This window comes from Salmonella sp. K21076 (genome assembly GCF_039650795.1).
Lineage (GTDB): Bacteria > Pseudomonadota > Gammaproteobacteria > Enterobacterales > Enterobacteriaceae > Salmonella > Salmonella enterica.
On the sequence record NZ_JBCLYA010000024.1, the window covers coordinates 110,784 to 124,022 of the forward strand.

Annotated in this window: 8 protein-coding genes, 1 tRNA gene and 1 pseudogene; 5 read left to right on the forward strand and 5 right to left on the reverse strand. The window is 52.5% G+C overall.

Annotated features, from left to right (window positions below; genetic code table 11):
• Positions 1 to 3: 3 nt before the first annotated feature.
• A complete protein-coding gene (gene rpoD, locus AAYN39_RS08400) occupies positions 4 to 1,986 on the forward strand; it encodes an RNA polymerase sigma factor RpoD (protein WP_001120265.1) in 1,983 nt (660 codons plus the stop codon).
• Positions 1,987 to 2,109: 123 nt separating this feature from the next.
• Here rpoD and mug read toward each other — a convergent pair whose 3' ends face one another.
• Entirely contained in the window at positions 2,110 to 2,616 is a 507-nt protein-coding gene (mug, locus tag AAYN39_RS08405) for a G/U mismatch-specific DNA glycosylase (protein WP_000237776.1), read from the reverse strand.
• Between the two features lie 125 nt (positions 2,617 to 2,741).
• Between mug and AAYN39_RS08410 the strand changes: the two genes are divergently transcribed.
• Positions 2,742 to 2,817: transfer RNA gene (locus AAYN39_RS08410), tRNA-Ile, on the forward strand.
• Positions 2,818 to 2,896: 79 nt separating this feature from the next.
• Here the strand turns inward: AAYN39_RS08410 and AAYN39_RS08415 are convergent.
• Positions 2,897 to 3,664, reverse strand: a complete 768-nt coding sequence (locus tag AAYN39_RS08415) for a siderophore-interacting protein (RefSeq protein ID WP_000213683.1) — start codon at positions 3,662 to 3,664, stop codon at positions 2,897 to 2,899.
• A gap of 231 nt (positions 3,665 to 3,895) precedes the next feature.
• On the opposite strand from AAYN39_RS08415, the gene AAYN39_RS08420 reads away from it, so the two are divergent.
• Positions 3,896 to 4,543, forward strand: a complete 648-nt coding sequence (locus AAYN39_RS08420; RefSeq protein ID WP_086011941.1) for a PadR family transcriptional regulator — start codon at positions 3,896 to 3,898, stop codon at positions 4,541 to 4,543.
• On the opposite strand, the gene AAYN39_RS08425 is transcribed toward AAYN39_RS08420, so the two are convergent.
• Together AAYN39_RS08425 and AAYN39_RS08430 are read right to left on the reverse strand one after the other, a co-directional pair.
• The gene (locus AAYN39_RS08425) at positions 4,540 to 6,108 is read right to left on the reverse strand and encodes a methyl-accepting chemotaxis protein (RefSeq protein ID WP_000478457.1); all 1,569 of its coding nucleotides are present in this window, start codon (positions 6,106 to 6,108) and stop codon (positions 4,540 to 4,542) included. The genes AAYN39_RS08420 and AAYN39_RS08425 overlap by 4 nt on opposite strands.
• A 387-nt stretch (positions 6,109 to 6,495) precedes the next feature.
• Positions 6,496 to 8,016 (reverse strand): PAS domain-containing methyl-accepting chemotaxis protein, encoded by a 1,521-nt coding sequence (locus tag AAYN39_RS08430; protein WP_000094656.1) that lies wholly within the window; start codon positions 8,014 to 8,016, stop codon positions 6,496 to 6,498.
• 429 nt (positions 8,017 to 8,445) lie between these two features.
• Here AAYN39_RS08430 and ygjG point away from each other — a divergent pair, with 429 nt between their 5' ends.
• Entirely contained in the window at positions 8,446 to 9,825 is a 1,380-nt protein-coding gene (gene ygjG / locus AAYN39_RS08435) for a putrescine aminotransferase (protein WP_001536702.1), read from the forward strand.
• A gap of 170 nt (positions 9,826 to 9,995) precedes the next feature.
• A pseudogene (locus tag AAYN39_RS08440) lies at positions 9,996 to 12,013 on the forward strand (NADPH-dependent 2,4-dienoyl-CoA reductase).
• An 80-nt stretch (positions 12,014 to 12,093) separates the two neighbouring features.
• Here AAYN39_RS08440 and rlmG read toward each other — a convergent pair.
• Positions 12,094 to 13,230, reverse strand: a complete 1,137-nt coding sequence (gene rlmG, locus AAYN39_RS08445; protein ID WP_000019992.1) for a 23S rRNA (guanine(1835)-N(2))-methyltransferase RlmG — start codon at positions 13,228 to 13,230, stop codon at positions 12,094 to 12,096.
• Between the last annotated feature and the right edge of the window lie 9 nt (positions 13,231 to 13,239).

Genomic DNA, 13,239 nt, shown 5'->3' on the forward strand with positions numbered 1-13,239 from the left:
TAAATGCCGCATATCGTTCGGGAAGCCCCCGACAGCCGCAGTGAGAGGCAGCGGCCAAAATATAAGTATGCCCTCGCTTTAAATGTCGACAGCTATACCGTCGACACCAATCAAACGAATAAGTGTGGATACCGTCTTATGGAGCAAAACCCGCAGTCACAGCTGAAACTTCTTGTCACCCGTGGTAAGGAGCAAGGCTATCTGACCTATGCTGAGGTCAATGACCATCTGCCGGAAGATATCGTCGATTCAGATCAAATTGAAGATATCATCCAAATGATCAACGACATGGGTATTCAGGTAATGGAAGAAGCGCCTGATGCCGATGATCTGCTGCTGGCTGAAAATACCACCAGCACCGATGAAGATGCGGAAGAAGCTGCTGCACAAGTTCTGTCCAGTGTTGAGTCTGAAATCGGTCGTACGACTGACCCGGTACGCATGTATATGCGTGAAATGGGCACTGTTGAACTGTTGACCCGGGAAGGCGAAATCGACATCGCTAAACGTATCGAAGACGGGATCAACCAGGTTCAATGCTCCGTTGCCGAATACCCGGAAGCCATTACCTATCTGCTGGAACAGTACGATCGCGTTGAGGCTGAAGAGGCTCGTTTGTCCGATCTTATCACCGGCTTTGTCGATCCGAACGCGGAAGAAGAGATGGCGCCGACCGCAACTCACGTCGGTTCTGAACTCTCCCAGGAAGACCTGGATGATGACGAAGACGAAGATGAAGAAGACGGCGACGATGACGCCGCCGATGACGACAACAGCATTGACCCTGAACTGGCACGCGAAAAATTCGCTGAACTGCGCGCGCAATACGTCGTTACGCGCGACACCATCAAAGCGAAAGGCCGCAGCCATGCTGCCGCGCAGGAAGAGATTCTGAAGCTGTCTGAAGTGTTCAAACAGTTCCGTCTGGTACCGAAGCAATTCGACTATCTGGTCAACAGTATGCGCGTGATGATGGATCGCGTGCGTACTCAGGAACGTCTGATCATGAAGCTCTGCGTCGAGCAGTGCAAAATGCCGAAGAAGAACTTTATCACGCTGTTTACCGGTAACGAAACCAGCGAAACCTGGTTCAATGCCGCTATCGCGATGAACAAACCGTGGTCGGAAAAACTGCACGATGTCGCGGAAGAAGTGCAACGCTGCCTGCAAAAACTGCGGCAGATAGAAGAAGAGACCGGTCTGACCATCGAACAGGTGAAAGACATCAACCGTCGCATGTCCATCGGGGAAGCGAAAGCCCGCCGTGCGAAAAAAGAGATGGTTGAAGCGAACTTGCGTCTGGTTATTTCTATCGCCAAGAAATACACCAACCGAGGTCTGCAGTTCCTCGATCTGATTCAGGAAGGCAACATCGGTCTGATGAAAGCGGTAGATAAGTTCGAATACCGTCGTGGTTACAAGTTCTCCACCTACGCTACCTGGTGGATTCGTCAGGCGATCACCCGCTCTATCGCCGACCAGGCGCGCACCATCCGTATTCCGGTGCATATGATTGAGACCATCAACAAGCTCAACCGTATTTCTCGCCAGATGCTGCAAGAGATGGGCCGCGAGCCAACGCCGGAAGAGCTGGCTGAACGGATGCTGATGCCGGAAGATAAAATTCGTAAGGTGCTGAAAATCGCCAAAGAGCCTATCTCCATGGAAACGCCGATCGGCGACGATGAAGATTCGCATCTGGGTGATTTCATCGAGGATACTACCCTCGAGCTGCCGCTGGACTCTGCCACCACCGAGAGCCTGCGCGCCGCCACTCACGACGTTTTGGCTGGCCTGACCGCTCGTGAAGCGAAAGTCCTGCGTATGCGTTTCGGTATCGATATGAACACCGACCACACGCTGGAAGAAGTGGGTAAACAGTTCGACGTTACCCGCGAACGTATCCGTCAGATCGAAGCGAAGGCGCTGCGTAAACTGCGCCACCCTAGCCGTTCTGAAGTGCTGCGCAGCTTCCTCGACGATTAATTCGCCGTACACGTATAAACGCCGCCGCAAGGCGGCGTTTTTTTATCAGGTCATGCGCGAGCGTTCTATTTGGCCTGCAGAATCTCTACACAACGCGAGTATTCGCGCCCTCATTCCCCATTGCTATAGCCCACGCATAATGAGCGCTTGATCCAGCTCGCGATAGGCCTCGACCAGTTTTTCCGTTTTAATTCGGTTTAAGCCGCTGGGATTCGGCAACACCCACACCATCGTCGCGCCAATGGCGATCTTTTGTTTACCCCAGGCGATACCGCGCTGGCTGAATCCCTGTTCAAAAGCCTGTTTACCAAGCACCGCCAGCGCCGCGGGCTGGTAGTCCTCTATCTTTTCAATCAGGTTGCGTCCGCCGCTACGTAATTCATGCAACTTCACCTCAGTCGCTTGTACCGTCGGTCGGTCGACGAGTTTCGTTACCCCGCAGCGAAAATCCAGTAATTTTTCCGCCTCCTCCGGTTTCAACTGTCGATCGGTGAAACCGGCCAAATGAATAACTTTCCAAAAACGATTCGCGGGATGCGCAAACGGAAAGCCGGTATTCGCCGAGGAGAGTCCCGGATTGATGCCGCAAAAAACCACCCGTAGCCCTGGCGCCAGTATGTCCTTAACCATTATTACTCCTGAGCAATACAACGTTCTTTAAGTATAACGGGTTGAAAACACATTGTTTATAAAAACAGCACCCGCACGGTTACGGCTGGATTACAGCGTAAAGTTACATTATAATCCACCGCCACGGCCCCTTAGCTCAGTGGTTAGAGCAGGCGACTCATAATCGCTTGGTCGCTGGTTCAAGTCCAGCAGGGGCCACCAAATTTTAGCTTTAAAATCATATAATTAAGCCACTCTAAAGAGTGGCTTTTTTGTTTCTGACAGGGCTCGCCCCATACCGCTATTTACGATGCCAATAGGCTGCCGCACGTACCAGGTGTGGATCAAACCCCTTTTCAAAGCACTGACTTAAACGTTTTACCGTTTTGCCTTCGCCAGTAATCCAGATGAAATAGTCTGATTCTGGTATTGCCAGCTGCGACAGGCGCGTTTGCATTGCCTGTTCATCGCCGCCAACAACATATTCCACAGTAATATCCGTCAAATGGGCGAGATAATCGCGATATGCGGCATCCTGAATGCTCACCAGCGCGGTTACCGCAGGGCGCGCAGGCAGACGGCTAAGCGATTCCAGACGACGACGTAGCGCAGGCATACCGGACTCATCGCAGACATAAACCTGACAAGCATAATCTTCCGGCACCACCAGCGAACCGCGCGGCCCGCCAATCGTCAGTGTATCGCCTTCACGGGCTTCCATTGCCCAACGGCTGGCTACGCCGCCATCGTGGATAAAGAAATCCAGCGCCAGCTCGCGATGCGCCTCGTCATACAGCGGCGTGTAATCCCTGGAGACCGGACGAACGCCCTCCCCCCAGATAATGCCTTCCTCAGTGACTGTCGGGGGCGTAAAGCGACAGCCTGGCTCAGGGAAAAAAACTTTCGTGTGATCGTCAAAGCCCAGGGAGGTGAAACCGTCCAGCGCCTCGCCGCCAAGTACGATCCGCTGAAATCCTGCGCTAATACGTTCTACCCGCAGAACGGTCAGCTCGCGAAAACGCAGTTCATTACGAACACGCTGTGGATAGCGTGCGGATGATGTCGTCATTTTTTGCCTTCGTGAAGTAATACGATATATCTAAATTAAAGTTTTAAATGATAATGATTGTTAATCAGTAAAAATGCAACTGTTTTTTGATAGTGTTCTGGCAACGCGTAGCTAACTATAACCTTAAGATAAAACCTTATAAATTAATAGATTATAGCAAAAATGGCTTTTACCCTTGCTAAAACCCATCATTTAGATATAAATTAGATATATCTAAATAAGCAGGAGACAATGATGCAAAATCAACATGAAGGGTGTTGCAAAAACCAGGATCATAAGCACGACGGCTGCTGTAAAGATCGAGAACATCAGCATGAAGGCTGCCATAGCGCGCATCAGCATGAGAACGCCAGTTGCGGCGGCGAACATCGTCACGGACACGGCTGTGGTCGTCATGGACAGGGCGGTGGTCGGCGTCAGCGATTTTTTGGCCACGGGGAACTTCGGCTGGTCATTCTTGATATCCTGACCCGGGACGCCAGCCACGGCTATGAACTGATTAAAGCGATAGAAAACCTGACGGGGGGCGGCTATACGCCAAGCGCTGGCGTGATCTACCCTACGCTGGATTTTTTACAGGATCAGCAATTTATCACGATTAGCGACGAAGAAGGCGGGCGGAAAAAAATCGCGATTACCGCGAACGGCGCGCAATGGCTTGATGAAAATCGCGAACATCTGACGCATATTCAGGCGCGGCTAAAAGCCCGTTGTGTGGGCATGGAGTTACGTAAAAATCCTCAGATGAAGCGGGCGCTGGATAACTTCAAGGCCGTGCTGGATCTGCGGATAAACCACAGCGATATCAACGACGCGCAAATCAAACGCATTATCGGCGTGATTGATCGCGCGGCGCTGGAAATCGCCGAACTGGATTAAGCGGGCTGCGTGTCCTCTTCGCGGACGCGGAACACGTTAACCAGCTCTTTTAAATGTAACGCCTGTTCGTTCAGCGACGCTGCGGCGGCAACAGACTCTTCCACAAGGCAGGAGTTTTGTTGCGTGGCGGCGTCAATCAGGCCAATCGCGCTGTTAATCTGCGAAATACCGTCAGTTTGCTCGCGGCTGGCCTGCCCAATCTCACGTAATATCACATCCATCTCTTCGACGTTGTCCACCATGCCATTAATCAGGGCGCTGGCTTTCTCCACCAGGTGCATCCCTTCCTGAGTCTGACTGGTTGAATCTTCAATCAAATTACGGATTTCACTGGCCGACGAGGCGCTCTTTTGCGCCAACTGGCGAACCTCTCCGGCGACAACGGCAAAACCGCGCCCATGTTCGCCCGCGCGCGCCGCTTCAACCGCCGCGTTCAGCGCCAGAATATTGGTCTGAAAGGCAATGGAATCAATGATATTGATGATATCCGACATACGATTTGCCGTATCGTTAATGACGCGCATTTTCTGCGTCACTTGATTCATCATCTCCCCATTGTTTTTCACTACGCTGGCGGCGCCAGCAGAGAGTTTGGTCGCTTCACTGGTATGATCGGCTGTGTTTTTAACCGTGGCGGTAATCTGTTCCATCGACGCCGCCGTTTCTTCAACCGAGCTGGCCTGCTCTTCCGTACGCGCCGCCAAATCCTGGTTACCGGCGACAATTTGCGCCGCCGCCGTGGAGATACTCTCCGAACCGTTTTGCACTTCCTGTACGATATCCAGCAGACGCGTTTTCATCGCCATTAACGCTTGCAGTAGTACGCCTGTTTCATCTTTATAGTCGGTGGTGATATGGCGAGTCAGATCGCCATCGGCAATCGCCTCGGCAAAGCGTACCGCGTCATCAAGCGGTCGGGTAATAGAACGCACAATATACCATCCTATTACGCCTCCGGCGGCGATGCTTATCAGCGCCAAAGTGATTAACAACGTCCGATTATTTTTAAAATCCTCTTTGACCTGCACGCTCGCTTCATGCATCAGCGCGTCCTGAACAGCGATAAGTTCCTGGACTTTGTCCTTATAGACTTTTTGCACCTGCACCGTTCTGGTCATCATCTCCTGAATGGCCGCCTGACGATTATTGCTTTGAATATCTTTCAAAATACGGAATCTGGACTCCAGGTATTGCTGGCGCGCTTCACGGATTTCATTAATGATTTTCTGTGAATCCGCATCGTGACTATTTTCCCTGGAAAGCTCATCCAGTAACGCCGAAATGCGCTGGCTTATCTCACTGAGTTCTTTCTGCGAGCTCTGGCTCCAGCGCCCCTCTTCATCCAGTAACATGAGCTGCTGCGCGATGATGAAATCATTAAAATTATCGATTAACAGATTGGCTTTTACCGTGGTGGGATAATCATTGGTAATAATGTCCTGCATACCCGTATTAGCCCGATCAAGGCTAAACAAAGACAGAGCGGAACTCACCACCATGAGAACAATGAATAAGCCAAAGGCCATAAATAATTTTGAACGTATTTTAATGTTATGCAAAAACATATTTTCTCCCTGGGATCGCATATCCTCATACAGGAAGATTTATCGGCAATAATGTTACTAACTTTATGATATTGATCGCTTTTTATTTCGGAACATTATTAGTAATTAATATTTATTGTTCACAGAAAGATGAACCAAAAGTGACATAAATTGGCACTAATAATGAAAGAAATACGCTAAAAGGTTAACCATTTCTTATTTATCAACTGAGTTTATACCTATTAATAGGTAGACAAGGGAGAAGGAATAAATATCACATTATTTTTAACATCACAGGCCACTGGTACTCTCTATGATGGCAGGCACCGCCTTCTATCAGAGCACATCCGCCCGGTAAGCTTGTTGCTACCGGGCGGATGTCATTACCGTTGCTACCTACAAATAAACTTAATGCAGTACCGTGACCGCATCCTCCAGCCGGCTGGCACGGTGTTTTACCATCGCGGAGACTTGTGCGCTCTCTTCCACCAGCGCCGCATTCTTCTGGGTTATGCGGTTCAACTCGTCCACGGCGCGAGTCAGGCTGGAAAGCCCATCTGTCTGTTCCTGCGTCGACTGGCTGATCCGTGCGATAAGCAGGGTGACATTTTGCACCTGGGCTACAATGTCATCCATGGTACGGCCTGCGGCGTGAACCTGCTCGGAGCCTGACTGCACCTTTGTTGCGCTGGCATCAATTAATTTACGAATATCGTTCGCCGCGTTAGCGCTGCGGCTGGCAAGATGGCGTACCTCGCCAGCAACCACGGCAAACCCTTTCCCCTGCTCGCCCGCTCTCGCCGCTTCTACCGCCGCATTCAGCGCCAGGATATTCGTCTGAAAAGCGATATCGTTAATTAGCGTGGTGATCGTCCCGATACGTTGCGTACTGTGAGCGATATCATCCATCGTTTTAATCACCGTATCCATCGCCTCACCTCCCTGAGTCGCCGCGCTACTGGCCGCCATGGAAAGCTTATCCGCAGCGGAAGCCGTCTCGGAATTGAGCTTCACGGACTCCGCCATCTGGTTCATGGTCGTTACCGTTTCCTGAACATTCTCCACGGTCTGACGGGTGTGTTCGTTCAGATCATTGTTACCCTTCGCCAGCCTTTCACTGCCGTTTCTGACGCTGGACACCTGACTTGATACGTCATTGATCAGCCAACGGCACATCAAGCCAAGCTGCCCCACGGCCCTCAGCGTCAGCCCCAACTCATCGCTACGATTAAGGTGTTGTACGCTGTTGCGTTCGCCGGTCGCCACTTTCAGCGCCTGCGTCGCCACATTTTCAATGGGACGCACAATTTGCCATTCAAATAGCGCCGTACCTGCCAGCATCGCCAACGCGCCCAACAACAACGCCTGCCATGAGGCATCCGTACCGAACAGCGCCAACGCCAGCATTACGGCCATTAGCCCCATAATGCTACGCACTCGCCAGCGAACAGGCATCGCGGGCAGTTTGCCCAGCAAGCCCTGACGAACCACCAGGCCTTTATGAATACGTTTACTACACCGCCCTTCATTTAGCGCCTGATATAAAGGCTCGACGGCGGCAATCTCATCATCCGTGGCGCGGGTACGGATCGACATATATCCCGTCACACGCCCTTCACGTATCATCGGTACCGCGTTGGCCCGCACCCAATAATGATCGCCGTTTTTACGCCGGTTTTTCACAATGCCGCTCCACGGTTCGCCCTGTTTTAGGGTGTACCACATATCTGCGAAGGCAGCTTTCGGCATATCCGGATGACGCACCAGATTATGTGGCCGCGCCAGTAACTCGTTTAACTGATAGCCGCTCACCTGGACAAAAGTGTCATTGGCGTGAGTGATATAGCTTTCCAGGTCGGTCGTAGACATCAGAGTGGTATCATCATCCAGCGGGGTATTTAGCTGGCTGACGTAGGGATGAGAAGACATGATAGCGTCCTGTGCAGGTTATCTGGATGTTAATTTTTCGCTCAGATGTTATTTCGGCGCTAATCTATTTATCTTTAGTTGTTAAAATTGCTCTGGATCGCAATTTGCGATTAATCCTTAATATTTGTACGATTTTCACCTTATCCTGCGCCTTATTTTCATTATGAAATTGTTTAGCGTGGACAACCTTTTTCTTTAAAATCTGCCCTGGCTCACCTTTTTCTCACGCCGCCGCTAACGCAACACACCGTAAACCGTAAAACAAGATCTGCTCAAAATGCATCCAATTGTTAACGTATAACATTAAATGTTGTGTAAATGTGATTATTCCTGGTGTTTATCCCGATTTTCACTATGGGCTTAGACCCCCGCTAATCCCTGCAATACTTAATTCAGTATCATGTGATACACGGCCCTCTGGAGCTCATTTTGAACAGGTTACCTTCCAGCGCATCGGCTTTGGCCTGTAGCGCGCACGCACTGAATCTCATCGAGAAGCGAACGCTAAACCATGAGGAAATGAAAGCACTAAACCGAGAGGTCATTGACTACTTTAAAGAGCATGTAAATCCAGGATTTCTGGAATACCGGAAATCTGTTACCGCCGGCGGGGATTACGGAGCCGTAGAGTGGCAAGCGGGCAGTTTGAATACGCTTGTCGACACCCAGGGGCAGGAGTTTATCGATTGTCTTGGGGGGTTTGGCATCTTTAACGTGGGGCACCGTAATCCTGTTGTGGTATCCGCCGTCCAGAATCAACTCGCAAAACAACCTCTCCACAGCCAGGAGTTACTTGACCCCTTGCGGGCGATGCTGGCAAAAACGCTGGCGGCGCTAACACCGGGGAAACTCAAGTACAGCTTTTTCTGTAACAGCGGCACCGAATCCGTCGAAGCGGCGCTAAAACTGGCAAAAGCGTATCAGTCGCCGCGCGGCAAGTTTACCTTTATCGCCACCAGCGGCGCATTTCACGGCAAATCATTGGGCGCGCTCTCCGCCACGGCCAAATCCACCTTCCGCAGACCCTTTATGCCTTTACTGCCGGGCTTCCGCCATGTGCCGTTTGGCAATATCGACGCGATGAGCATGGCATTTAGCGAAGGCAAAAAAACGGGCGACGAGATAGCAGCCGTGATTCTGGAGCCTATTCAGGGTGAAGGCGGCGTGATCCTGCCGCCGCAGGGATACCTGACAGAGGTACGTAAGCTCTGTGATGAATTCGGCGCGCTGATGATTCTGGATGAAGTACAAACCGGCATGGGGCGTACCGGCAAGATGTTTGCCTGCGAGCACGAAAATGTGCAGCCTGATATTCTGTGTCTGGCGAAAGCCCTGGGCGGCGGCGTGATGCCAATTGGCGCCACCATCGCGACTGAGGAGGTGTTTTCGGTTCTGTTCGACAATCCCTTCCTGCATACCACCACTTTTGGCGGTAACCCGCTGGCTTGTGCTGCCGCGCTGGCGACCATTAACGTCCTGCTGGAACAAAACCTCCCGGCCCAGGCGGAACAAAAAGGCGATACGCTCCTGGATGGTTTTCGACAACTTGCGCGTGAATATCCCAATCTGGTACACGAGGCGCGCGGCAAAGGTATGTTGATGGCCATTGAATTTGTCGATAACGAAACGGGCTACCGTTTTGCCAGTGAGATGTTCCGTCAACGCGTGCTGGTCGCTGGTACGCTGAATAATGCGAAAACAATTCGTATCGAGCCACCGCTCACGCTAACCATTGAACTGTGCGAACAGGTATTGAAATCAGCGCGTAATGCGCTGGCGGCAATGCAGGTGAGCGTTGAAGAGGTTTAAAAACGATGCCGGATGGCGCTGTGCTTATCCGGCCTGTTTTCCCCGGGTCGCGGCCTCTTTTTTGAATCCCATCACAATCACCACATTCCCCTTTTCCCTTTTACCTCGCGACGGCTACAGTAGTAACTCATCCGACCACATAACAATAATTTTACATACTGGATACGCTTATGAGCTACCCGTCGCTGTTCGCCCCGCTCGATCTGGGCTTTACTACTCTCAGAAACCGTGTGCTGATGGGATCGATGCACACGGGTCTGGAAGAACATCCTGATGGCGCTGAGCGCCTGGCGGCATTTTATGCCGAGCGCGCGCGACACGGCGTAGCGTTAATCGTCACCGGCGGTATTGCGCCCGTTCCCTCCGGGGTCGTGATGACCGGCGGCGCGATGCTGAACGATGCCAGCCAGTTAAAGCCTCACCGCGTGGTGACCGATGCCGTACATGCGCAAGGCGGTAAAATCGCGCTGCAAATTCTGCACACCGGACGTTACAGCTATCAGCCGCACCTGGTCGCGCCGTCGGCAATTCAGGCGCCAATCAACCGCTTTATGCCACATGAACTGACGCATGATGAAATCTTGCAGTTAATCGACGACTTCGCACATTGCGCGCAGCTGGCGCGGGAAGCAGGCTACGACGGCGTAGAGGTGATGGGATCAGAGGGCTATCTGATTAATGAATTTCTCACGCGGCGAACTAACCATCGCGATGACGAATGGGGCGGCGACTATACCAGTCGTATGCGCTTCGCGGTTGAGGTAGTACGCGCGGTACGCCAGCGGGTAGGGAACGACTTTATTATTATCTATCGCCTGTCGATGCTCGATCTGGTGGAAAATGGCGGCACGTTCGACGAAACGGTACAACTGGCGCAAGCCATTGAAGCCGCAGGCGCAAGCCTAATTAATACCGGCATTGGCTGGCATGAGGCGCGAATCCCGACCATCGCCACGCCAGTACCGCGTGGCGCCTTTAGCTGGGTGACACGGAAACTCAAAGGTCATGTGTCGGTTCCGCTGATCGCGACCAATCGCATTAACGATCCGCAGGTCGCCGAGACGATCCTGACGCGCGGCGATGCCGATATGGTGTCGATGGCGCGTCCCTTCCTTGCCGATGCTGAATTCCTGACTAAAGCGCAATCCGGACGCGCAGATGAGATCAATACCTGTATCGGCTGTAATCAGGCCTGTCTGGATCGGATCTTCATCGGCAAAGTGACCTCCTGTCTGGTGACCCACGCGCCTGTCACGAAACCCACATGCCGATAACGCCGGCCATACGCAAAAAGAATCTGGCCGTTGTCGGCGCAGGCCCGGCGGGGCTGGCTTTCGCGATTAACGCCGCGTCGCGCGGCCATCATGTCACGCTGTTTGACGCCCAGAGTGAAATTGGCGGTCAGTTTACTATCGCCAGGCAGATCCCGGGTAAAGAAGAGTTTTACGAAACGCTGCGCTACTACCGTCGAATGATCGATGTTACTGGCGTTACGCTGAAACTGAACCAACGGGTGAACGCAGAGGATCTTCAGCCGTTTGACGAAGCGATCCTCGCCTGTGGAATAGTACCGCGCCGCCCGCCGATAGACGGTATCGATCATCCAAAAGTATTGACCTACCTGGAGGTATTGCGCGATAAAGCGCCGGTTGGTAAGCGAGTGGCGATCATCGGCTGCGGCGGGATCGGTTTTGACACGGCCATGTATCTGAGCCAGCACGGCGAATCCACCAGCCAAAATATTGCTGAATTTTGTACGGAATGGGGAATTGATACCAGCCTGCAACAGGCAGGCGGTCTGCGCCCGGAAGGCCCGCGCCTGGCACGTAGTCCACGGCAAATCGTCATGCTGCAACGCAAAGCCAGCAAGCCGGGCGAAGGGTTAGGTAAAACCACCGGCTGGATCCATCGCGCGACGTTACTGGCGCGCGGCGTGAAGATGATCCCGGCGGTCAGTTACTAGAAGATCGACGACGACGGATTACATCTCTTGATCGGCGGCGAACCGCAGTTGCTGGAAGTGGATCATGTGGTGATCTGCGCCGGACAGGAACCCCGCCGTGAACTGGCGGACCCGTTACGCGCCGCAGGTAAAACGGTACATCTTATCGGCGGATGCGATGTCGCGATGGAACTGGATGCCCGACGGGCGATTGCCCAGGGCACCCGACTGGCGCTGGAGATTTAACGACTTTGCCTGATGGCGCTGCGCTTATCGGGCCTATGCCGTCATACCGGTTTTATAGGCCGGTATGACGCTTGAGTGCCTTATCGACGGCGTCCCTGCTTCACCGCTTTCAGAATAACAAATTTATTGTTGGTTGCTATCGTCGCGCAATTACCGAAAATCTTCTTCAGCTTGTGGAAATAGTCCAGATGGCGGTTCGCCACAATATACAGTTCGCCGTTGATTTTCAGGCAGCGGCGGGCATGATGGAACATCTCCCAGGCGATATTATCCGTCAGCGCATGTTTCTGGTGGAACGGCGGATTGCAGAACACCGCGTTAAAACGGAACGGCTCCACGCCGGAGAGCGCGTTGTTGATCATAAATTCGCAGCGTTCGAACGCTTCCGGCAGGTTCGTTTCTACATTCAAACGGCTGGAATCTACCGCCATCGGCGATTCATCGACAAATACCACGTTCGCCTGCGGATTTTTCGCCAGTAAGCTCAGGCCAATCACCCCATTGCCGCAGCCGAGATCGACAATCTCCCCGTCGAGGTTTTCCGGCAAATGCTGCATAAAGAAGCGCGCGCCGATATCCAATCCGGTACGAGAAAACACATTCGCGTGGTTGTGAATCGTCCAGCCTGTATCTTCCAGTTTCCAGCTTAGCGTTTGCGGCGCGTTGGCCAGTTGCGGATGACTGAAGGTACAGTTAATCAGGCGCGCTTTCTTCCACGCCAGCGTCGTCGTGGTTGGGCCCAGCACTTTTTCAAACAGTTCCAGCGTAGAGGTATGAATATCACGCGCTTTCGCGCCGGCGATAATACGCGTTTGCGCCGTAACGACCTTACGCAAAGCGCGTAACTGCTGTTCCAGCAACGCCAGTGTTTTCGGTACTTTAATCAATACCACGCCCGGTGCCTGCGGGTAGTCAGCGGTACTGTCGAGAAACGTTACGCTGGACTCCGCGATGCCGTTATGGCGTAAATTCTCTCGCGTACCCAGTTCGCTTAAATATGAATCGCCAATACTGTATGGCGAATGCTCCGCCAGCGCACAGCTTAGCGCGCCAAACGTATCATTCAGGATCAGCACCGGGCCGCGAATTTCCGTCTCATCCAACTGTTGCAGCAGATACTCATCGGCCGCCTCCCACGCCAGAAGCGGGTTAACATCATCCGTTTGCGGAAAACGTTTCAGCGTCAGTGAACGGAAACCGTCGTCTACGTGGCTCATTAGGCCTCC